General features: G+C 73.6%; 18 protein-coding genes and 1 pseudogene. 13 read left to right on the top strand and 6 right to left on the bottom strand.

Annotated features, from left to right (window positions below; genetic code table 11):
- Positions 1-85 precede the first annotated feature (85 nt).
- Positions 86-1,507 (top strand): hypothetical protein, encoded by a 1,422-nt coding sequence (locus tag DB32_RS49960; protein ID WP_053233054.1) that lies wholly within the window; start codon positions 86-88, stop codon positions 1,505-1,507.
- A gap of 3 nt (positions 1,508-1,510) precedes the next feature.
- Here the strand turns inward: DB32_RS49960 and DB32_RS45265 are convergent, their stop codons facing one another.
- A complete protein-coding gene (locus tag DB32_RS45265) occupies positions 1,511-2,803 on the bottom strand; it encodes a tetratricopeptide repeat protein (RefSeq protein ID WP_053233053.1) in 1,293 nt (430 codons plus the stop codon).
- Between the two features lie 308 nt (positions 2,804-3,111).
- On the opposite strand from DB32_RS45265, the gene DB32_RS14500 reads away from it, so the two are divergent.
- The 8 genes and pseudogenes from DB32_RS14500 to DB32_RS14465 all read left to right on the top strand — a co-directional run bounded on the left by DB32_RS14500 (position 3,112) and on the right by DB32_RS14465 (position 11,558).
- Positions 3,112-3,744 carry a class I SAM-dependent methyltransferase gene (locus tag DB32_RS14500; protein WP_053233052.1) on the top strand — a complete coding sequence of 211 codons (633 nt, stop codon included), beginning with the start codon at positions 3,112-3,114 and terminating at the stop codon, positions 3,742-3,744.
- The gene (locus DB32_RS14495) at positions 3,744-4,664 is read left to right on the top strand and encodes an ABC transporter substrate-binding protein (protein ID WP_053233051.1); all 921 of its coding nucleotides are present in this window, start codon (positions 3,744-3,746) and stop codon (positions 4,662-4,664) included. The genes DB32_RS14500 and DB32_RS14495 overlap by 1 nt, the downstream gene beginning before the upstream one ends.
- A complete protein-coding gene (locus tag DB32_RS14490; RefSeq protein WP_075097520.1) occupies positions 4,661-5,674 on the top strand; it encodes a FecCD family ABC transporter permease in 1,014 nt (337 codons plus the stop codon). The genes DB32_RS14495 and DB32_RS14490 overlap by 4 nt, the downstream gene beginning before the upstream one ends.
- Positions 5,675-5,787: 113 nt before the next feature.
- Positions 5,788-6,498 (top strand): annotated as a pseudogene (locus DB32_RS14485) (ABC transporter ATP-binding protein); the annotation flags it as partial.
- Between the two features lie 789 nt (positions 6,499-7,287).
- Complete coding sequence (locus tag DB32_RS14480; protein WP_053233048.1) at positions 7,288-8,124, top strand: dihydroneopterin aldolase; 837 nt, start codon at positions 7,288-7,290, stop codon at positions 8,122-8,124.
- Positions 8,121-8,849, top strand: a complete 729-nt coding sequence (locus DB32_RS48205; RefSeq protein WP_053233047.1) for an SDR family NAD(P)-dependent oxidoreductase — start codon at positions 8,121-8,123, stop codon at positions 8,847-8,849. Before DB32_RS14480 ends, DB32_RS48205 begins: the two co-directional genes overlap by 4 nt.
- Before the next feature lie 27 nt (positions 8,850-8,876).
- Positions 8,877-10,142, top strand: a complete 1,266-nt coding sequence (locus DB32_RS14470; RefSeq protein WP_053233046.1) for a pyridoxal phosphate-dependent aminotransferase — start codon at positions 8,877-8,879, stop codon at positions 10,140-10,142.
- A gap of 36 nt (positions 10,143-10,178) precedes the next feature.
- A complete protein-coding gene (locus tag DB32_RS14465) occupies positions 10,179-11,558 on the top strand; it encodes a hypothetical protein (protein WP_053233045.1) in 1,380 nt (459 codons plus the stop codon).
- Positions 11,559-11,667: 109 nt separating this feature from the next.
- Here DB32_RS14465 and DB32_RS14460 read toward each other — a convergent pair whose 3' ends face one another.
- The gene (locus DB32_RS14460) at positions 11,668-11,994 is read right to left on the bottom strand and encodes a hypothetical protein (RefSeq protein WP_157069041.1); all 327 of its coding nucleotides are present in this window, start codon (positions 11,992-11,994) and stop codon (positions 11,668-11,670) included.
- Between the two features lie 102 nt (positions 11,995-12,096).
- On the opposite strand from DB32_RS14460, the gene DB32_RS14455 reads away from it, so the two are divergent.
- On the top strand, positions 12,097-12,912 hold the full coding sequence (locus DB32_RS14455; protein WP_053233043.1) for a helix-turn-helix domain-containing protein: 816 nt from the start codon (positions 12,097-12,099) through the stop codon (positions 12,910-12,912).
- On the opposite strand, the gene DB32_RS14450 is transcribed toward DB32_RS14455, so the two are convergent.
- Positions 12,913-14,763, bottom strand: coding sequence for a carbamoyltransferase family protein (locus DB32_RS14450; protein ID WP_053233042.1), 1,851 nt, complete (start codon positions 14,761-14,763; stop codon positions 12,913-12,915). It lies immediately after the preceding gene.
- A 386-nt stretch (positions 14,764-15,149) separates the two neighbouring features.
- Here DB32_RS14450 and DB32_RS14445 point away from each other — a divergent pair, with 386 nt between their 5' ends.
- Complete coding sequence (locus tag DB32_RS14445; protein WP_053238815.1) at positions 15,150-15,992, top strand: DNA adenine methylase; 843 nt, start codon at positions 15,150-15,152, stop codon at positions 15,990-15,992.
- A 107-nt stretch (positions 15,993-16,099) separates the two neighbouring features.
- Here the strand turns inward: DB32_RS14445 and DB32_RS14440 are convergent, their stop codons facing one another.
- The 3 genes from DB32_RS14440 to DB32_RS14430 are packed head-to-tail and all read right to left on the bottom strand — an operon-like array spanning position 16,100 to position 18,333.
- Positions 16,100-16,660, bottom strand: coding sequence for a hypothetical protein (locus DB32_RS14440; protein WP_053233041.1), 561 nt, complete (start codon positions 16,658-16,660; stop codon positions 16,100-16,102).
- A 45-nt stretch (positions 16,661-16,705) separates the two neighbouring features.
- On the bottom strand, positions 16,706-17,479 hold the full coding sequence (locus DB32_RS14435; protein ID WP_053233040.1) for an ABC transporter ATP-binding protein: 774 nt from the start codon (positions 17,477-17,479) through the stop codon (positions 16,706-16,708).
- Positions 17,476-18,333 carry an MlaE family ABC transporter permease gene (locus DB32_RS14430; protein WP_240481201.1) on the bottom strand — a complete coding sequence of 286 codons (858 nt, stop codon included), beginning with the start codon at positions 18,331-18,333 and terminating at the stop codon, positions 17,476-17,478. The genes DB32_RS14435 and DB32_RS14430 overlap by 4 nt, the downstream gene beginning before the upstream one ends.
- A 153-nt stretch (positions 18,334-18,486) precedes the next feature.
- Between DB32_RS14430 and DB32_RS14425 the strand changes: the two genes are divergently transcribed.
- Complete coding sequence (locus tag DB32_RS14425; RefSeq protein WP_053233039.1) at positions 18,487-20,460, top strand: ATP-binding response regulator; 1,974 nt, start codon at positions 18,487-18,489, stop codon at positions 20,458-20,460.
- A gap of 46 nt (positions 20,461-20,506) precedes the next feature.
- On the top strand, positions 20,507-20,707 hold the full coding sequence (gene thiS, locus DB32_RS14420; protein WP_053233038.1) for a sulfur carrier protein ThiS: 201 nt from the start codon (positions 20,507-20,509) through the stop codon (positions 20,705-20,707).

Below are 20,707 nucleotides of genomic sequence, written 5' to 3'. Positions count from 1 at the left end.
TCGCCCCCAGGACGAGGCAGGCCGGCGGGACGTGACATCGGAGGCCGCTTGCTCGCGATCGCGGGACTCTGAGACGATCACCCCCATGCGCGGTCGCTTCGCACGTCTTCTGATCGTCTCGGTGCTGGTGTCGGGGTGCAGCACGATCGTGGACCCCGACGAGGGTCGCCTCGATCCCCCGGCGGGGAGCGACGGCGGCGGCGGTGTGCTCGACGCGGGCGGGGTCGACGCGGGCGACGAGCCGGGGGTCGACGCCGGGCCTCCGCCGATCGACGGAGGCGGCGGCGAGTGCGTCCCGAGCTGCGTGGGGTCGACGCTGACGCGCTGCGAGGGCGGCAGGCCGGTGGTCGAGGCGTGCGCGCTGCCGTGCGCGACCGAGGGCGTGCGGTGCGGCGAGATGATCCCGTCGAACGTCGGCGCGGAGCTGTGGACGACCGAGGCGCGCGACGTGGTGGTCGCGGGGACCGCGCGCTTCGACACGAGCGCGTGCACCTCGACGATGTCGCTGGCGCGGGTGGTGCCGCAGAGCGCGGGGCCCTCGGTGTGCGTGCTGCAGGTGCGCAACCTGCGCGTCGAGAGCGGCGCGACGCTGAGCGTGGTGGGGAACCTGCCGCTGGCGATCCTGGCGACCGGGGACGTGGAGATCCGCGGGACGCTCGACGCGAGCGCGGCGCTGGAGCGGCCGGGGCCGGGCGGTGGCGCGGGCGGGCGCCCGGGCGCGATCGACGGCAGCGGGTGGGGCCCGGGACGCGGCGGCACGCGGATGGGCAGCTTCGACGACGGCGGGGGCGGCGGCGGCGGGCTCTGCGGGAGCGGCGGCGCCGGCGGCGCGGGCGGCGACGCGGCGGGCGGCGCGGCAGGACCGGCGACCGACGCGCAGCTGCTCGTGCCGCTGCGGGGCGGGAGCGGCGGCGGGCTCGGGCTCGGCGCGACCGGCGGCGGCCCCGGCGCGACGGGCACGTTCGGGCTGGGCGGCGGGGGAGGCGGCGGCGTTCAGATCAGCGCGCTGGGGCGCATCCGGGTCGAGGGCGCGATCCTGGTCGGCGGCGGCGGCGGGCGCGCGGGGCGCAGCGTGGAGGCCGGCAACTGGGGCGCGGGCGGCGGCGGCGGGAGCGGCGGCGGCATCCTGCTCGAGGCGCCGGAGGTGGCGTTCGAGGGCAGCGGGACGCTGGGCGCGACCGGAGGAGGCGGCGGCGGGAGCGCGAGCGCCGGGACGAGCGGCGGCGACGGCGAGGACGGGCGCGTGTCGCTGACCTCGGCGAGCGGCGGCGCGAGCGGCGGCCCGGAGTACGGCGCGAGCGGCGGCGACTCGGGCGGCGGCGAGGTGCTCGCGGGGCGCGCGGGCGAGGCGAACGAGGCGCGGAGCGCGAACGGCGGCGGAGGCGGCGGCGGCGCGGGCTGCATCGTGGTGCGCACCGCGGACGGGACGCTGCCGCCGGGCGTCGAGGACGGATGGAGCCCGGGCGGCGCGGGCGGCGTGTTCGTCGCGCCGGTGCTGGTGCGCTGACGCTCAGCTCAGCCGGGCGAGGCGCGCTTCGGCGATCGCGAGGCCGGGCGCGCGCTCGAGGACGCGGCGCCACGCGGCGCGCGCGGCGTCGCGATCGCCCTGGCGCTCGCGGAGCAGCGCGAGGTTCATGAGCGGGTTGGGATCGACGGGATCGAGCTGCGCGGCGTGCTCGAGCGTGGTCTCCGCGTCGGCGGCGCGGTCGAGGTGGACGAGGCACGCGCCGAGGCCGTTGTGCGCCGCCGCGAGCTGGGGCGCGCGGGTGATCGCCTCGCGGAACGCGGTCGCGCCGGCGTCGTACTGCTCGAGCAGCACGAGCGCGTTGCCGAGCTTGAGCCACGAGGCCGCGTCGGCGTCCTCGCGCTCGATCGCGCGGCGGTAGACGTCGACCGACTCGCTCACCCGGCCGACGTCGCGCAGCAGATCGCCGAGCGCGAGGAGCGGCTCGGCGTCGTTCGGGGCGAGCTCCGACGCGCGCTCGAAGTCGGCGACGGCGGCGTCGAGATCGCCGGTCGCGGCGCGCGCGAGGCCGCGCCCGAGGTGCGCGCCCGCGTCGGCGGGGGCGCGGGTGATCGCCTCGCCGAACGCGTCGCGGGCCTCGTCGTGGCGGCGCGCGACGCGCAGCAGGCGACCGAGGTTGATCCACGGGTCCTGGCCGAGCGGATCGAGCTCGGTCGCGCGGCGGTACGCGCGCTCGGCGCCCTCGACGTCGCCGAGCTGCTCGCGGGCGAGCCCGAGGCGGTTCCACACCGGCGCGCAGCGCGGCTCCTGCACCGCGAGCACGTCGAGATGGGCGCGCGCGGCGGCGCCGTCGCTCGCGTCGAGCGCGAGATCGGCGGCGAGCATGCGTCCGCGCGCGTGATCGGGGGCACGCTCGAGCGCGGCCTCGACCTCGCGGCGCGCGTCGGCGTCGAGCATGCGTCCGCGCGAGAGCGCGGCGGCGAGCACGTGGAGCTCGGGCGTCTCGCCGAGGTGCGTGAGCGCCGTCGCGAGCTCGCCCTCGGCGAGGATGAGATCGCCGCGCTGGAGATCCTCGATCGCCTCGGCGTAGTGGGTGAGGCCGCGGAGCTCGGCGTCGTCGCGCCCGAGATCGCGCGCGCGCTCGAGCAGCGAGATCGCGGTCGAGGCCTGGATGCGATCGAGGGTGGGCGCCTCGACGAACGGGGCGTCGAGGCGCGCGCGCGCCTCGGCGACGAGCTGATCGGCGGTCGCGTCGCGATCGGCGCCGAGGGCGAGCGCGCCCGCGGTGACGAGCGCGGTGCTGATCGTGGCGACGAGGACGACGCGGCGCTGGCGCATGACCCGGAGGAGATCGGGCGCGCGGGGCGGAGTCAAGAAATCGCCGGGGCCTCCCGCCCGCGCGCTCCCGTACGGGGCGAGCACTCATGGTGGCCATCGGCTCGCCGCTCCGGACCCTCCCGTACGCGCGCGCCGCGCGCTCCCGTCCGGGCCCTCCGGGGCGAGCACTCATGGTGGCCATCGGCTCGCCGCTCCGGACCCTCCCGTACGCGCGCGCCGCGCGCTCCCGTCCGGGCCCTCCGGGGCGAGCACTCCTGTCGGCGAAATCGGCTCGCCGCTCCGGGGCGCCCGCGATATCCAGGCTCGGCATGGACCCCGACTTCTGGCGCACGCGCTGGGCCGAAGGACGCATCGGCTGGCACCAGGGCGCGCCGAGCCCGCACCTGGTCAGCCACGCGCGCGTGCTCGAGGGCGCGGGGCGCGTGCTGGTCCCGCTCTGCGGGAAGTCGGTCGATCTCGCGTGGATCGCGGCGCGGCCCGGCGGGCCCTCGGTGGTCGGCGTGGAGCTCGTCGAGGAGGCCGCGCGCGCGTTCTTCGAGGAGCAGTCGATCCCGGTGCACCGCACCCACGACGGTCCCTTCGTGCGCTACGAGGGCAGCACGATCGAGATCGTCGTCGGCGACATCTTCGAGATCACCACGGCGGAGATCGGGCGCTTCGAGGCGTGCTTCGATCGCGCCGCGATGGTCGCGATGCCGCCCTCGATGCGCGGCGCGTACGTGGCGCAGCTGCGCTCGCTGCTGGAGCCGGGCGCGCGCGTGCTGCTCGTCGCGCTCGAGCACGACGCGCCCGACGGACCGCCCTTCTCGCTGCGCGAGGACGAGGTGCGCGCGCTCTACGCGGGGGCGAAGGTGACGCGGCTCGGCGCGATCGAGACCGAGACGTCGGCGGCGCTCGCCGCGCGCGGGGCGCGCGAGGTCGCGTACGAGATCGAGATCTGATGCGCGACTTCGCCACGCCGATCGCGTGCGCGCTCGCGCTGGCCGCGTCGGCGACGCTCGGAGCGCTCGCGCCGGAGTCGACGTGGGCGCCGCAGCCGGTCGCGCCTCCGGCGCGTCCTGCGCGGATCGTGTCGCTGACGCTGCCGGCCGACGAGATCGTGCTCGCGCTGGTGTCGCCCGAGCGCGTGCTCGCGCTCGAGGCGTACGTCGACGACGCGCAGGCCTCGAACGTCGTCGACGAGGCGCGCGCGGTGCGCGGTCGCATGCACCAGCCGATCACCGCGGAGGCGGTGATCGCGGCGCGCCCCGATCTCGTGCTCTTGTCGGGCTGGTCCGATCCGCAGCTCGAGGCGCTGCTGGGCGTGCAGGGCGTGCCCGTCGAGCGCGTGCTCTCGGCGCAGTCGCTCGAGGGCACGCGCGCGCAGATCACGCGCATCGGCGAGCTGCTCGACGAGCGGCAGCGAGCGCGCGAGGTGATCGCGGCGATGGACGCGCGCATCGACGCGGTGCGCGCGCGCGGCGCAGCGCGCACGTGGCGACCGCGGGTGCTGCTCTTCTCGTGGAGCGGGCACACGCCCGCGGAGGGCACGCTGTTCTGCGAGCTGGTGGACCTCGCGGGCGGAAGCTGCGCGAGCACCGAGGCCGGGCTCAGCGGGTACGCGCCGCTCACGATCGAGCACCTGCTCGAGCTCGATCCCGACGTGATCGTGACCAACCGCTACCGCGCCGACGGACGTGCGCGCGCCGTGGTGCCCGAGCCGGCGCTCGAGGACGATCCGCGGCTGCGCACGCTGCGCGCGGTGCGCGAGGATCGCGTCGTCGCGCTGCCGAGCGCGCACCTGCTCGCGACGAGCCACCACGTCGCGTCGCTCGCGGAGGATCTCTCCCGCGCGCTCGACGCGCTCGAGCCCGCGCGATGAGGCGTGTGCTCCCCGCATCGATCGTCGCGCTGGCGCTGATCGCGCTCGCGATCCCGCTCGCCACCGCGATCGGGCCGAGCACGCTCGCGGTCGATCGGGTGCTCGCGGTGCTGCTCGGGATGGCGCGCGACGTCGCGCCGTGGGAGCGCGCGGTGGTCCTCGACGTGCGGCTGCCGCGCGTGGTGGTCGCGCTGCTCGGCGGCGCGGCGCTCGGGATCTCGGGCGCGGCGATGCAGGGGCTCTTCCGCAACTCGCTCGCCGAGCCCGGCGTGCTCGGGGTGTCGGGCGGCGCGACGCTGGGCGCGATCGTCGCGCTCTACGCGGGCGCAGCGCTGCCGCTCGTCGTGGTGCCGGGCGCGGCGTTCGCGGGCGCGCTGGGGTGCGCGCTCGTGGTGTACCGGCTCGCGAGCGCGGGCGGTCGCGCGCGCACCGCGTCGCTCTTGCTGGCGGGCGTCGCGGTGAGCGGCGTCGCGACCGCGCTCGCGTCGATGGTGCTCTCCATCGCGGTCGCGGACTGGGAGCTCGGACGTCAGATGCTCTCGTGGATGATGGGCGGGCTCGAGGGGCGCAGCTGGACGCACGCGGCGATCGTCGCGCCGCCCATCGTCGTCGGCGGTGGGCTGCTCTTCGCGCGGGCGCGCGAGCTCGACGCGCTCGCGCTCGGCGAGGAGAGCGCCGCGGGGCTCGGCGTCGACGTGCCCGCGCTGCGGCGCGCGGTGCTGATGCTCGTCGCGCTCGCGACCGGCGCCACCGTGGCGGTGATGGGCGCGATCGCGTTCCTCGGGCTGATGGCGCCCCACGTCGTGCGGTTGATCGTCGGGCCCGCGCATCGACGCGTGCTGGTGGGCTCGGCGGTCGCGGGCGGGCTCGGGCTCGTCGCGGCGGACGCGCTCTGTCGCGCGGTCGCGGGGAGCGTCGATCTGCGGCCCGGTGTGGTCACCGCGATCCTCGGGGGGCCCTTCTTCTTGTGGCTCCTGGTGCGTGATCGCGCGGCGGGAGGCGAGGCGTGAAGGAGTCCGTGCCGGCCCCGCGCCCGGCGAGCACTCCCGCTGGCGTGAGCGCGCGGCTCGAGCTCGATCACGTCGAGGCGGGTTATCGCGGCCGCGCGGTGCTGCGCGAGGTGTCGCTCGCGCTCTCGCCGGGCGAGGTCGTCGGGCTCGTCGGGCCGAACGGCGCGGGCAAGAGCACGCTCCTGCGGGTGGCGTCGGGCGCGCTCGCGCCGCGCGCGGGGGCGGTGCGGCTCGAGGGGGCGTCGATGGCGGCGATGTCGCGGCGCGACGTGGCGCGACGTCTCGCGTGGCTCCCCCAGGCGCAGAGCACGGACCTCGCGTTCCGGGCACGCGAGGTCGTCGCGATGGGCCGGCTGCCGCACCTCGGGCCCTATGCACCGGCGGGCGCGCACGATCGCGCGGCGGTCGACGCGGCGATCGCGGCGACGGGGATCGAGCCGCTCGCGGAGCGCAGCTTTCCGACGCTCAGCGAGGGCGAGAAGCAGCGCGTGCTGCTCGCGCGCTGCCTCGCTCAGGAGCCGGGCGTGCTGCTCCTCGACGAGCCCACCGCGGCGCTCGACGTGCGGCACGCGTGGTCGCTGATGCGCGTGGTGCGCGAGCGCGCGAGCGCGGGCATCGCGGTGCTCGCGGCGATCCACGATCTCGCGCTGGCGGCGCGCACCTGTGATCGCGTGATCGTGATCGCCGCAGGGCGCGTGGCGCGCGACGGGCGCCCCGAGGACGCGCTCGACGCGGCGGTGATCGCCGAGACGTTCGGCATGCGCGCGCGGGTGCAGCGCGAAGAGGCCGGCATCGCGATCACGATCCTCGGCCCCAGCGGGTGACCGAGCCCGCCCGGGCCCTGCGGGACGAGCACTCCTGCACAGAATCTCGGCTCGCCCGCAGTCCCCTGCCGTACGCGCGCTGCGCGCGCTCCCGTCCGGGCCCTGCGGGACGAGCACTCCTGCACAGAATCTCGGCTCGCCCGCAGTCCCCTGCCGTACGCGCGCTGCGCGCGCTCCCGTCCGGGCCCTGCGGGACGAGCACTCCTGCACAGAATCTCGGCTCGCCCGCAGTCCCCTGCCGTACGCGCGCTGCGCGCGCTCCCGTCCGGGCCCTGCGGGACGAGCACTCCTGCACAGAATCTCGGCTCGCCCGCAGTCCCCTGCCGTACGCGCGCTGCGCGCGCTCCCGTCCGGGCCCTGCGGGACGAGCACTCCTGCACAGAATCTCGGCTCGCCCGCAGTCCCCTGCCGTACGCGCGCTGCGCGCGCTCCCGTCCGGGCCCTGCGGGACGAGCACTCCTGCAGAGAATTCCCGCCCGCGAGCGTCCGAGAGCGCGATCCGGACCTCGGAATCGCCCTCCGCGACCGTCCGAGAGCCCGTTCCAGCCGCCGGATGGCGCGCTCGGGGCGCGCGCGGAGCCGTTTCCGGGCGCCGGATCGCGCTCTCGGACGGTCGCGGAGCCCCTTCCGGCCGCCCGATCGCGCGCCCCGAGCGCCCGCGGAGGCCCTCGCGAGCGCCGGATCGCGCCTCCCGGGCGCCCGCGGCGGCTCCTCCGGGGGCCCGACGGCGCCCGCGGACGCGCGCGCTCGCCTTTTCCGCTTCCGAGCCGGTGTACTAGAGATCCCGCGATGCCCCGCTTCCGCGCTCGCTCCGCGCCGCCCGACGTCATCGCGATCGACGGCCTGCAGGTGAACTGCGTCGTCGGCGTCTACCCGCACGAGCGGCACGAGCCGCAGCCGCTGCGCGTCGATCTCAAGCTGATGCTCGACACCGCGGTCGCGGGCGAGACCCAGCGCCTGCGCATGACCGTCGACTACGCGATGATCGCGTCGCAGCTCGCGTTCCTGCTCCAGAGCTGTCGCTTCCACCTGCTCGAGACCGCGGCGCACGCGCTCACGCGCTACCTGCTCGCGCCGCCCGCGCTGGGCGAGGATCGACCGCGCGTCCAGGGCGTCACGCTCCGCCTCACCAAGCCGAACGCGCTCGGCGGCCACGGCATCCCGTCGCTCGAGGTGCACCGCGTGCCCGCCGACGTGCGGCTGCGCCACGAGACGAAGCCGTGGGGCACCGTCGACGTGGTGCACGAGACGAAGACCGAGGGCATCTACCGCCTCAACGTCGCGCCCGGGCAGCACATCCCGCTGCACGCGCACCACGTGATGCAGGAGTCCGAGATGGCGCTCGGCGACGGGCTGGTGCTCAGCGGCAAGCGCATCCCCGCGGGCCAGGTGCACCGCTGGCCGCACGGCAAGAAGCACCTCTGGGAGAACCCGAGCGATCGCTGGCAGTCGATCCTGTGCGTCGACTCGCCGCCCTTCCTGCCGCACGACGAGCAGCTCGCGGAGGGCACGCCCGACGAGGTCGCGCCCGAGCCGCCTTTCTTGCCGCTGCACTCCGTCGAGGCGCCGAGCGGTGTCGAAGCGCCGAGCGGTGTCGAAGCGCCGAGCGGTGTGGTGCCGACGTGAGGGCGGTCGAGAGCGTGATCGTCACCGGCGCGAGCCGGGGGATCGGTCGCGCGACGGCGGAGCGACTGATCGCGAGCGGTCGTCGGGTCGCGGCGGTGGCGCGCGACGCGCGTGCGCTCGACGCGCTGGTCGCGGGCAGCGGCGGGCGTGCGGTCGCGATCGACGCGGACCTCGCGTCGCCGGACGCGCTGCGCACCGTCGTGCCGCGCGCGATCGAGGCGCTCGGAGACGTCGACGCGCTCGTCTCGTGCGCGGGCATCGCGAAGCATCGCCCGCTCGCCGCGATCGACGAGGCGCTGTTCGACGAGCACGTCGCGCTCAACGTGCGCGCGCCGCTCTTCCTCTCGCGTGATCTCGCGCGCCACCTCGACGCGCGCGATGCGAGCGGCGCGATCGTGCACCTCGCGTCGACGCTCGCGCTGCAGGGCGTCGCGGGCACGAGCGTGTACGCCGCGACGAAGGGCGCGATCGTCGCGCTCGCGCGCACCCTCGCGATCGAGCTCGCGCCGCGGGTGCGCGTGTCGTGCATCGCGCCCGGCGCGGTCGACACCGAGATGATCCGCGCGCCCCGCAGCGAGGAGAGCCTGCGCGAGCTCGCCGCGCTGCACCCGGTCGGGCGCATCGGGACCGCCGACGAGATCGCCGAAGCCGCCGAGTACCTGCTCGAGGCACGCTTCGCGACCGGCACGCTGCTCGTGCTCGACGGCGGCCTGACGGCCGCCTGATCTCCGGCGTTCTGCTACCGTCCGCGCATGTCGAGCACCCACGACGGGTCGCCGCGTCTCAACGCCTTCCGCCCCGTCCCGCGCACCGGCGTCATCTACGTCACGGCCGAGGCCACGCGCCGCGGCTACCGCCAGGACGATCCCGACTGGTGCAACCTCGGGCAGGGCCAGCCCGAGACCGGCCCGCTCCCGGGCGCGCCCGCGCGCGTCACGCACGTCGACATCGATCCGGCCGATCAGGAGTACTCGCCGGTGCCCGGCCTGTGGGAGCTCCGCGAGACGGTCGCGTCGCTCTACAACAAGCTCTACCGGCGCGGCCTGCCCTCGCAGTACAGCGCGGAGAACGTCGCGATCGGCGGCGGCGGTCGCGTGTCGGTCATGCGCGCGTGCGCGGCGGTCGGCGGCGTGCACATGGGGCACTTCCTGCCGGACTACACCGCGTACGAAGAGCTGCTCGACGTCTTCCGGCGCTTCACGCCGATCCCGATCCTGCTCGATCCCGAGACCGGCTACGACTTCAGCGTGCGCCAGCTGCGCCGCGAGATCCTCGGTCGCGGCCTCGGCGCGCTGCTGCTCAGCAACCCGTGCAACCCGACGGGCAAGGTGATCGCGGGCGAGGAGCTGCGCGCGTGGGTCACGCTCGCGCGCGAGCTCGACTGCGCGATGCTGATGGACGAGTTCTACTCGCACTACGTGTGGAAGGACGGCGTCACGATGTCGTCCGCCGCGCAGTACGTGGAGGACGTCGATCACGATCCGATCGTGCTCTTCGACGGGCTCACGAAGAACTGGCGCTATCCGGGCTGGCGCATCTGCTGGACCGTCGGCCCCAAGAGCGTGATCCAGGCGATGTCGAGCGCGGGATCGTTCCTCGACGGAGGTCCCTCGCGCCCGATGCAGCGCGCGGCGATCGCGCTGCTCGACGAAGAGGGCACGCGCGCCGAGACCGACGCGATCCACACGTCGTTCCTCGCGAAGCGCAAGGTGCTGCTCCAGGGCCTGCGCCGCCTCGGCGTGCGCTTCGACCTCGAGCCCGAGGGCACGTTCTACTGCTGGGGCGACGTGAGCGGTCTGCCTGCGTCGCTGCGCACCGGCGAGCAGTTCTTCCAGGCCGCGCTCGAGCGACGGATCATCACCGTGCCCGGCGTGTTCTTCGACGTCGATCCCGGCAAGCGTCGCGGCGGACGTCCGAGCCGCTTCCAGCACCACGTGCGCTTCTCGTTCGGGCCTTCGATGCCGACCCTCGAGCGCGCGCTGGTGCGCCTCGGCGAGATGATCGCCGAGGCGACCTGATCGCGTCGCGCGCGCGAAGGGCGCTACGCTCGGCGCATGGCCCTTCGCTTCGCGCTCGCTGCCGCCGTGGTGCTCTGCACCGCGTGCTGCGTGAACCCGGTGGACCCATCGCCGGTGCCGCCGCCCACGGGGCCATGCGGCGCTCGCCCATGCCTCGATGCCGGCGGGCCCGTCTTCCGCGACGGCGGCGAGACGTTCCCCGGCGCGTGCTTCATCCCGGGCTTCGCCCAGCCCTGCGAGCGCGAGTGCGCGCACTCCCAGCTGACGTGCTTCCGCGAGCGCCGCACGACGACCGACGTCGAGCACGAGGGCGGCACCGCGACGCTCGAGGTGGTCGCCTTCCCGAACGGCCTGTGCAGCACGGCGTGCTCCGTCGACGCCGAGTGCGGCGACTGCGGGCAGTGCGTGCCGTACGCGCTCGCGGGACGCGCGCGCTTGCAAGGGATCGTCGGCGGCACCGGCGTGTGCCGCCCGCGTTGCTTCGGGCTCGAGTGCGGCGCCGGCTACGCGTGTGATCCGCTCGTCGGCGCGTGCCTCGAGGCCTGCACGACCGACGAGCAGTGTCGCTTCTCGACGGTCGACACCGACGGCGACGGCGACGACGACGCGCTCGCGTACGACGCCGAGAGCACGCTCGTGTGCGCGAGCGGCGTGTGCACCGCGGACGCGGTCTCGATCGGTCCCGCGTGCTTCGAGGGCATCGAGTGTCCCGCGGGGTTCGAGTGCCTGCGCGACCCCGAGCGCATGCGCACCGGGATGTGCGGGCGCGTCGGCTGCTCGACGGACGAGAGCTGCGGCCCCGACGCGGCGTGCGTCGAGCGCGAGGACGGCACGACGATCTGCACCCAGGCGTGCACGGTCGGCGCCGAGCGCCCCGAGGACCGCATCGGCGGCACCGGCCGCGGCGCCGGATGCGCCGAGCGCTTCGCGTGCTTGCACCACGGCCCGGCAGCGACGGATGGCGCGTGCCTCCCCGGTACGTACGACGACGTGCTCGAGCCCAACGTCGGCGAGCGCTGCTCCGCCGACTGGGAGTGCTACTCGCCGTACGGTCGCGGCCGCTGCCTGCGCGCGCGCCCCGACGAGGGCGAGGGCACGTGCGTGGTCGAGGACTGCATCGCGGGCCAGGCGGATCAGCTCTGGCCCGGCGTGACCGTGCCGTCGCCGACGATCTGCGATCAGACCGCGGCGACGTGCCTTCCGATCACCGCGACGCGCTCGCGCACGCTCTGCGCGGTGACGTGCGCGAGCGCGAGCGACTGCTTGCCGGGCTGGGCCTGCGTCGCGCTCCCCGGAGGCGATCGCGCGTGCTTCCCGGGCTGCACGGTCGACGAGGACTGCCGCTCGGGCACGACGTGCCGCGCCGATGACGACACGCCGTGCGACGACGCTGATCGCGGCTGCGTCTGCGAGTGAATCGCCTGCGTGCTCGTCCCGGAGGGCCGGGACGGGAGCGCGCGGAGGCGCGCGGACGGAAGGGACCGGAGCGGCGAGCCGATTCCTCGTCTCAGGAAGTGAGCCCGACTCACTTCTGCGCGACGGCATGCGCGAGCGGCGCGGGGCGCGCGACGAGCTCGCGGTACACGAGGTACCCGAGGGGCGCGATCGACCCGAACAGCACGGTCCCGATCACCCACGGCCAGAGCGCGAGCCCGCGCTCGCGCGCGTCCTTCGCGAGCCCCCGCAGGACGAGCACGAAGCAGATCGCGAGGTCGATCAGCATCTGCATGCCCCACGGCTCCTCGCGCGCGACCGAGAAGAACCCGAGGTAGCCCTCCTCGAGCACCACCATCCCGCTGAAGAGCGCGAAGGGAACCAGCACGAGCAGCGGCACGATCATCCGGACGTTCATGACGAGCACCTCCGATGCTCCGAAGCTGTCGTCGTCGCGCGATCCGAACCATGACGTGCGAGGTAAGGACGCCCGGACGCACGACGTTCTAGTCTCCTCGACATGGACCTCGCGCACGCTCGATTCGGCCCGATGCTCAAGCGCTTCCGCGGCTCGCGCGGGCTCAGCCAGGAGCGCCTCGCCGAGCACGCGGAGGTCTCGCCGCGCCACGTGAGCTTCCTCGAGAACGGCCGCGCGGCGCCGAGCCGGGAGATGGTGCTCGTGCTCGCGAGCGCGCTCGATCTCCCGCTGCGCGAGCGCAACACGCTGCTCGTCGCCGCGGGCTTCGCGCCGGTGTACGCGAGCTCGCCGATCGAGAGCGCGACGCTCGAGCCGGTGCGCCGCGCGCTCGATCACCTGCTGCGCGCGCACGAGCCGTTCGGCGCGCTCGTGGTGGATCGCGACTGGAACGTCGTGCGCATGAACGCGGGCGCGACGCGCCTGCTCGGCTGGGCGCTCGAGGGGCTGACCCCGCCGCCGGAGGCGCTGGCCAACCTGCTGGTCGCGATCTTCCATCCCGAAGCGCTGCGCCCGCGCATCGCGAACTTCGAGGAGATCGCGAGCGCGATGATCGAGCGCGTCGAGCACGAGCTCCAGCTCGAGACCGACGACGCGCGCCGCGCGCGGATGACGTCGCTGCTCGGCTCGCTGCACGACGCGCCGCGCGGGAGCGCGCCGAGCGCGGGCCCTGCCCTTCCCTTCCTCCCGGTGCGCCTGCGCCGCGGCGATCGCGAGCTGCGCCTGTTCACCACGCTCACGACGCTGGGCACGCCGCTCGACGTGACCGCGCAGGAGCTGCGCATCGAGTCGTACTTCCCGGCGGACGCCGACACCGAGCGCGCCCTGCGCGATCTCGCGGGCGAGACGTTCAGCGCGTGATCACGCGGTCTGCGCGACGCTCTGATCGCGCGTGCGCGACGGGCGATCGACCACCACCGCGCGCTTGTCGAGGATCAGATCGTCGAGCACGAGCAGATCGATCTGCGTGCCGAGGAAGCAGCGGATCGCGTCCATCGGCGTGTTCACGATCGGCTCGCCCTTCACGTTGAACGACGTGTTCATGATCACCGGCACCCCGGTGATGTCGAAGAACGCGCGCAGGATCTCGTGGAAGCGCGGGTTGTCCTCGCGCCGCACGGTCTGGACGCGCGCGCTGCCGTCGACGTGGGTGACCGCGGGGATGCGATCACGACGGTGCTCGTGCACCGGCACCGTGAAGAGCATGTACGGGCTCTCGCCGCCGAGACCGGTGAGGTCGAACCAGTCGTTCGCCTCTTCGATCAACACCGCGGGCGCGAACGGGCGGAACCCCTCGCGCAGCTTCACCGCGTGGTTGACGATGTCCTTCATGTCCGCGCGGCGCGGATCGGCGAGGATGCTGCGGTTGCCGAGCGCGCGCGGGCCCCACTCCATGCGGCCCTGGTAGAAGCCGACGACCTTGCCGTCGGCGACCGCCTCCGCGATGGCGCGCGCGAGATCGCCCGGACGGCTCGCGCGCACCGCGTGCCGCATCTCGCGCACCGCCGAGCGCGCCTCCATCGTCGTGTACGAAGGTCCGAGATAGACCTTCGCGCGACGCTCGCTGACCGGCATCTTCGGCGCGCCGCCGAGGATCGCGTGATAGCCGTAGAGCGCCGCGCCCGCGGCGGTGCCCGCGTCGTGCGAGGCCGGCGCGACGTGCACGCCGTCGAACATGCCCGAGCGCGCGATCTTGCCGTTCATCGTGCAGTTCAGCGCGACGCCGCCCGCGAGGCAGAGGTGCTTCTCGCCGGTGCGATCACGGAGGGTTGCGAGCCAGCGCATCACCGCGCGCTCGAGCGCCTCCTGCAGCGCCGCCGCGAGGTCCATGTGCCGCTGCTCGATCGGCTCGTCGTCCCGGCGCGGCATCCCGAGCTCGCGCAGCATCGACGACGGATAGCCGCTGCCGGCGCGCATCAGTCCGTCGCGCACCACGAGCCATCCGAGCCACTCGGGGTCGATCACGAAGCGACCACCCGCGCCGGTGCGCACGACGCGCTCGAAGAAGCGGCGATAGCGCGCGGGATCACCGTACGGCGCGAGCCCCATCACCTTGTACTCGTCGCCCGTCTCGAACCCGAGGAAGTACGTGATCGACTGGTACAGGTAGCCGACGCTGTTCGGCGCGTACGTCTCGTCGACGAGGTGCAGCCCGCGCGCGTCGCCGACGAACGCGGTGCTCGAGTGGCTCTCGCCCTGCGCGTCGAGCGCGACGCAGACCGCGCGCTCGAACGGCGACTCGTAGAACGCGCTCGCGGCGTGCGCGAGGTGGTGCCAGAGCACGCGGTACTTGCCCGGCGGCGGCGCCCATCCGGTGCGCTCCACGAACGTGCGCGCCGTGCGCGCGTCGTCGAGCTTCGACGCGCGATGCACCGCGCGCAGTCCGCTGACGGCACCGGTGAGCAGCGCGCGACCGAGCGGGCTCATGCGCGGCGCGTTCTCCCGGATCATCCCGGGCTGCCACATCCGATCGTGCGAGTGGTAGTAGCAGACGAGATCGAGCTCCTCGAAGCCGCGGAGCCCTGCTTCTTTCAGGCAGTGCTCCATCGCGCGGATCGGGAACGCGCCCGAGTGCTTGTCGCGATTGAAGCGCTCTTCTTCGGCCGCTGCGACGAGCTCTCCGTCGATCACCAGCGCGGCCGCGGAGTCGTGGCTCGATCCGAATCGCGCGACGTATCCGTCGAGCCCGCCGTTGTACCCCAGCACCTTCATCGAAGACCTCGCGCGTACCGCGGAGGCGATGCGCGACGGCGCACCTCCACCCCGTGGCATCCCGCGCGTATCTCCGTGTGCAGCGCACGTGCCCTCCTGCGGCGCGCGCGGAATCGCGCTGGATTCGCGCGTCGTGCGTGCCTCGTCGCTGCCTCATCGCTGCCTCGGGCGAGGCAGGACGCACCGATGATCCCGCTCGCGGACGCCTGATCGAACGAGGCCGGCGACCTCGGCCTGTCGCTTTTTTCGCACGTCGGGTGATGTCGGATAGCGTCCCACGCATGCCGACATCCGCCGCCGTCGCCCGGGTCTCGCTCGTTCGTCCCTCGCTCTCGAATGCCCCGCACATCGCGGGATCGCGGAGCGCGCGCCCGGCCAAGGCGCGCGTGAGCGTCCCCGCGACCCGCGAGGCGTCGCCCTTCATCAAGTGGGTCGGCGGAAAGGGCAAGTTGCTGGCGCAGCTGCTCCCGCTGCTGCCGCCGGGCGCGGAGCTGATGCGCCACGTCGAGCCGTTCGCCGGTGGTGCGGCGATGTTCTTCGCGCGTCGCCCTTCGCGCGCGATGCTCTGCGACGTGAACCCCGCGCTCGTCGACACGTACCTCGCGGTGCGCGACGAGGTCGGCGAGGTGATCGCGGCGCTCGAGCCGCTCGCGCAGAAGCACGAGGCCGCGAACGGCACGTACTACGAGGTCCGCGAGCGCTACAACGCGCGGCGTGGGCTCACGCGCGCGCAGCGCGCGGCGATGTTCGTCTACCTCAACAAGACGTGCTTCAACGGCCTGCACCGCGTGAACCGCAAGGGCGAGTTCAACGTGCCCGAGGGCCGCTACAAGAACCCGCGCATCCTCGATCACGACACGCTGCGCGCGGCGTCGGCGGCGCTGCAGGGCTGCGAGATCGTGAACCAGGGGTTCGAGCAGCTGCTCGGCACGGCGAAGCCCGGCGACTTCGTGTACCTCGACCCGCCGTACGAGCCGGTGTCGCGCACGAGCAACTTCACGAGCTACGCGGAGGAAGGCTTCGCGCAGCGCGATCAGGAGCGCCTGCGCGACGTGTACGCGGAGCTCGATCGCCGCGGCTGCAAGCTGATGCTGAGCAACAGCGACGTGCCGTTCATCCGTGGCCTCTACGCGAAGTGGCGCATCGACCTCGTGGCCGCGCCTCGCGCGGTGAGCTGTGATGCGCGCGGGCGCGGGCTCGTCAGCGAAGTCGTGGTGCGGAACTACTGATCGAGCCGCTCAGGAGAGCAGGAAGAGAGTTTTTTGAGGAAGGCAGGAGGAGAAGGAAGACCACGGCGATGGGTCTTCCTTGTCTCGCTCTCCTGATCGCGGTGGTCTCAGCTCTCTCGCGCTCGGCGGATGAACTGCGCGGTCAGCTGCGCGTTGCGCGCGGCGCAGTCGCTCATGCGGTTGAGCACCGTGGGGTTGCGCAGGTCCGCCCCGCGCGTCGCGCGGATCTCGATCTCGTCCACTGCGACGCCGCCCATCGCGAACACGAGGTGCATGTCGAGCCTCGAGTCGCGCGCGACGAGCACGCGGTAGTAGCCGAGCTCGAGGAAGCCCGGCATCACGACGAGCTGGATCGGCTCCGCGCCCGTCGAGGCGACGACCTGCACACCGGGCGCCTGTCGCTGCAGCTCGAGCAGGTACGTCGCCTCGATCGCGGTGTGCACCTCGACGTAATTCGCCTGCTCGTCCGGAGGCAGGCCCGCGAGGTACTGCTGCTCGGGCACGCCGCCCACGAGCGCGCGCGACCAGTCGAACGACACGCCGACCACCGATGCCGAAGCGAGCGCCGACGGCGGTCCCGACGCGCGGATCACGCGCCACGGTGGACCACAGCCCGCGAGCAGGAGGAGCGAGAACGCGAGGAACGCGAAGCGGAATCGTGAGGTCATGTCGCGCGGAGGATATCACCCGATCCGGGGACGCTCCGCCGGCGCTCACTGCATCTTCACGCCCGACGCGACGAGGAAGTCGCGCACCACTTGTTTGTCGGTGCGCAGGATCTCGTCGGGCGTGCACGACTCCTCGATGCGACCCTGGTACAGCATGTTCACGCGGTGCCCGATCTTGAACACCGACGCCATGTCGTGGGTGATCACGACCGAGCTCACGCCGTACTTCGAGCTCGTCTCCGCGATCAGATCGTCGACCAGGCGCGAGCTCACCGGATCGAGGCCGCTCGTCGGCTCGTCGTAGACGAGGATCTCGGGCTCGAGAACCAGCGCGCGCGCGAGCGCGACGCGCTTCGCCATGCCGCCCGAGATCTGCCCGGGGAGCTTCTTCGCGGCGTGCGCGACGTTGAGATCGCCGAGTCGCTGCATCACGCGCTCCTCGATCTCCTTGCGCTTCATCTTCGTGTGCTCGCGCAGCGGGAACGCGACGTTCTCGAAGCACGTCATCGAGTCGAAGAGCGCGCCGAACTGGAAGACCATCCCGAACTTCTTGCGGATGGGCACGAGCTGCCAGTCGTCGAGCGGCACGATGTCGACTCCGTCGACCTCGATGCGCCCGGAGTCCGGCTGCTCGAGGCGCAGGAGCTGCCGCGTGAACACGCTCTTGCCGGCGCCCGAGCCGCCGATGACGACGTTGATCTTCCCGCGGTGCACGTCGAACGTGACGCCGCGCAGGACCTCGACGCCCTCGTAGCTCTTCTTGAGATCGACGATGCGGACCTGGATCGGGTCCTTCTCCGCCGGCTTCTCGTCGCTCATCCGCCCTGGCCCAGGAAGATCGCGGTCACCACGTAGTCGAGCACCAACACCGCGACCGCGCTCTGCACGACCGCGCGGTTCGTCGCCTGCCCGACCCCCGCCGCACCGCCCGTCGCGTAGTAGCCCTGACGGCACGCGATCATCGTCACCGCCATGCCGAACACCGCCGCCTTCACGAGGCCCTGCGCGAGATCGCTGCCCTCGACGAACCAGCGCGCGCGCTCCTCGAACACGCCGCCGTCGAGCCCGAAGAGCTTCACCGCGACGAAGTACGCGCCGCCGTAGCCCACGAGATCGAAGACCAGCGCGAGCGCGGGCACCATCGTGAACCCCGCGATCACGCGCGGCACGATCAGGTACTGCACCGGGCTCACCGACATCGTCGTGAGCGCGTCGATCTGGCTCGTCACGCGCATCGATCCGAGCTCGGTCGCGATCGCGCTGCCCGCGCGGCTCGACACCATGAGCGCCGCGAACACCGGGCCGAGCTCGCGGGCGAGCGCGACGCTCACGATCGATCCGGTCTGGCTCTCCGCGCCGAAGTCGCGCAGCGAGTCCACGAGCTGCAGCCCGAACACCGCGCCCACGAAGGTGCCGGTGAGCCCGACGATGAAGATCGACTGCACGCCGATGAACTCCATCGCGTCGACGAGCTGACGGGCGCGATACGGCGGGCGCACCATCCAGCGCAGCGTCTCGTACGCGAGCCGCGCCATCGTGCCGATCTCCGCGAGGAGCGCGATCGGGATCGCGAGGAGCGCGTCGGCCGCGCGCTCCCACAGCTTCGGTCCGGTCGGCTCCGCGACCTCCACCGCGCTCGTCTTCGTGCCGGCCTCCGGCGTGTTCGACGCCACATCGGACTCTTACCACGCCTCCCGAGGAGGCCCGGTATCTCGCGCGGATCTCCCCGAACGCGGAGGTCCGTCCCGAGCGATCACCCCGCACGGCGTCGCCGCGTGCTCCGAACGTGCTCTCGTCCCGCTTCGGAGGGCTATGCTCCGGGTCTCGTGAGATCGACGTTCGTCGCGTACCTCACCGTCGGCAACTACCTGCTGCTCACGCTGCTCTGGTCGACGATCGTGGTCCTCTACCTGCGATCGCGGCGGCTCGCGCGGAAGGTCGATCCGCTGGTCGCGACGCTCGCCGCGGTGCTCGCGCTCGACGCGACGAAGAGCGCGATCGAGAGCGCGTACTTCGGCGTGGTCTGGGCCTCGGAGTACGAGATCGCGCTCCCCTCGCTCGGCGCGTTCCTCGCGCGCCCCGAGATGCTGATCGCGCCGAAGATCCTCAACCTCGTCACCGCCGTCGCGGTGCTCGCGGTGATCGTCAGGCGCTGGATCCCGCGCGAGCTCCGCGAGCGACGCGAGCGCGTCGAGTCCGACGCGCGGCTGCGGCGCGAGCTCGAGTCGTCGCTCGCCGACGTGCGCGCAGCCGAGGAGCGCTGGGAGCTCGCGATCCGCGCCAACCAGGACGGCATCTGGGACTGGGATCTCACGACGCAGCGCGTCTGGATCTCGCCGCGGCTCGAGGAGCAGCTCGGATACGTGCCCGGCGAGCTCGCACCACACATCACGCCCGAGCTCTGGCAGCAGCTCGTCCACGAAGAAGACGCCCGCGCGGTCGCGACCGCGAGCACCGCGTACCTGCGCGGCACCACGCGCGACTTCGACGTCGAGGTCCGGCTGCGCTGCAAGGCCGGCCACTACCGCACGTTCCGCGCGCGCGCCGCGGCCCAGCGCGGTCCCGACGGTCACGCGCTGCGCGTCGTGGGATCGCTCGCCGACATCACCGAGCAACGTCTTGCCGAGGCGTCGCTCGCGCGGCGCCGGAGCATCGAGCGCCTGGGCCTCGTCGCGAGCGGCGTCGCGCACGACGTGAACAACCTGCTCGCGGTCGTGCGCGCGAACGTGGAGCTCGCGCGCGCGACCACCGCGAGCGACTCGCGCGCGGCGGCGGCGCTCGCGGACATCGACGACGCGGTCACGCGCGGCGCCACGCTCACGTCGCGGCTGCTCGCGTCGACGGGGCGCGGTCGCTTCGCGGTCACCGACGTCGACGTCGGCGCGCTCGCGCAGGACATGACGCGACTGCTCTCGAGGTCGGCGCCCGAGGCGGTGCACATCGAGACCGACGTCGCGCGCCCGGTGCCGCCGGTCGAGGCCGACGCGGCGCAGGTGCAGCAGGTCGTGATGAACCTCGTGACCAACGCGATCGAGGCCGTCGATCCCCAGCGCGGCTCGGTGCGCGTGAGCGTGCGCGTCGAGGACGTGCGCGAGCCGGTGCCCGCCGTGGTCGCCGAGGACTCCGCGCTGCCGCCCGGACGCTACGTCGCGCTCGAGGTCGCGGACGACGGCGTCGGCATGAGCGACGCGGTGCGCGCGCAGATGTTCGAGCCGTTCTTCACCACGAAGCCCGAGGGACGCGGGCTCGGCCTCGCGGCGATGCTGAGCACGCTACGCGCGCACCGCGCGGGCCTCCGATTGCGCAGCGCGCCCGGCGAGGGCACCACGTTCACCGTGCTCTTCCCCGCGAGCGAGCGCACGAGCGCCGAGGCACGCCCTCCGCGCGAGCTGCGCGCGCGCCGCAGTCGCTGCGCGCTGATCGTCGACGACGACGAGAACGTGCGCACCGCGGTGAGCCGGATGACGGAGCTGCTCGGGCTCGAGCCGCGCGCGGTGGGCAGCGCGGGGGCCGCGCTCGACGTGCTCGACGAGGCCGGCGAGCTCGCCGTCGTGCTGCTCGATCTGCGCATGCCCGGCGGCTACGACGGGCACGACGTGCTGATGCGCATCCGCGAGCGCCGGCCCGAGCTGCGCGTCGTGATGATGAGCGGCTTCCACAAGCTCGTGCCGATGAGCGACGCGCGCACCATCGCGCTCCAGAAGCCGTTCTCGATGGAGCAGCTGCGCGACGCGCTCACGCGCCTCGGCGTGGAGATCGGGCCCTCCGAGGCGGCGAACGAAGCCCCGCGCGCACCGTGAGCGATCCCGGTCTCGATCCGGGAGTTGGTGCTAGATTCGCCGCGCGATGCGCATCGAGGTGAACGGCGAGCCGCGCGACGTCACGGACGGGCTCACGGTGCGCGAGCTGCTGGTGCTGCTCGCGCTCGGAGATCAGCTGGTCGCGGTCGAGCGCAACGAGGAGATCGTGCCGCGCGCCGAGCACGGCAGCGCGCGGCTCTCGGAGGGCGATCGGCTCGAGATCGTCCACTTCGTCGGTGGAGGATGA

Source organism: Sandaracinus amylolyticus (assembly GCF_000737325.1).
Classification (GTDB): Bacteria; Myxococcota_A; Polyangia; order Polyangiales; family Sandaracinaceae; genus Sandaracinus; species Sandaracinus amylolyticus.
This window is presented reverse-complemented; position numbering and strand designations above follow the sequence as displayed.

Coding starts and splice junctions, on each gene's coding strand:
- DB32_RS49960 (WP_053233054.1), top strand. CDS start 86: ATGCGCGGTCGCTTCGCACGTCTTCTGATCGTCTCGGTGCTGGTGTCG.
- DB32_RS45265 (WP_053233053.1), bottom strand. CDS start 2,803: ATGCGCCAGCGCCGCGTCGTCCTCGTCGCCACGATCAGCACCGCGCTC.
- DB32_RS14500 (WP_053233052.1), top strand. CDS start 3,112: ATGGACCCCGACTTCTGGCGCACGCGCTGGGCCGAAGGACGCATCGGC.
- DB32_RS14495 (WP_053233051.1), top strand. CDS start 3,744: ATGCGCGACTTCGCCACGCCGATCGCGTGCGCGCTCGCGCTGGCCGCG.
- DB32_RS14490 (WP_075097520.1), top strand. CDS start 4,661: ATGAGGCGTGTGCTCCCCGCATCGATCGTCGCGCTGGCGCTGATCGCG.
- DB32_RS14480 (WP_053233048.1), top strand. CDS start 7,288: ATGCCCCGCTTCCGCGCTCGCTCCGCGCCGCCCGACGTCATCGCGATC.
- DB32_RS14470 (WP_053233046.1), top strand. CDS start 8,877: ATGTCGAGCACCCACGACGGGTCGCCGCGTCTCAACGCCTTCCGCCCC.
- DB32_RS14465 (WP_053233045.1), top strand. CDS start 10,179: ATGGCCCTTCGCTTCGCGCTCGCTGCCGCCGTGGTGCTCTGCACCGCG.
- DB32_RS14460 (WP_157069041.1), bottom strand. CDS start 11,994: ATGAACGTCCGGATGATCGTGCCGCTGCTCGTGCTGGTTCCCTTCGCG.
- DB32_RS14455 (WP_053233043.1), top strand. CDS start 12,097: ATGGACCTCGCGCACGCTCGATTCGGCCCGATGCTCAAGCGCTTCCGC.
- DB32_RS14450 (WP_053233042.1), bottom strand. CDS start 14,763: ATGAAGGTGCTGGGGTACAACGGCGGGCTCGACGGATACGTCGCGCGA.
- DB32_RS14440 (WP_053233041.1), bottom strand. CDS start 16,660: ATGACCTCACGATTCCGCTTCGCGTTCCTCGCGTTCTCGCTCCTCCTG.
- DB32_RS14435 (WP_053233040.1), bottom strand. CDS start 17,479: ATGAGCGACGAGAAGCCGGCGGAGAAGGACCCGATCCAGGTCCGCATC.
- thiS (WP_053233038.1), top strand. CDS start 20,507: ATGCGCATCGAGGTGAACGGCGAGCCGCGCGACGTCACGGACGGGCTC.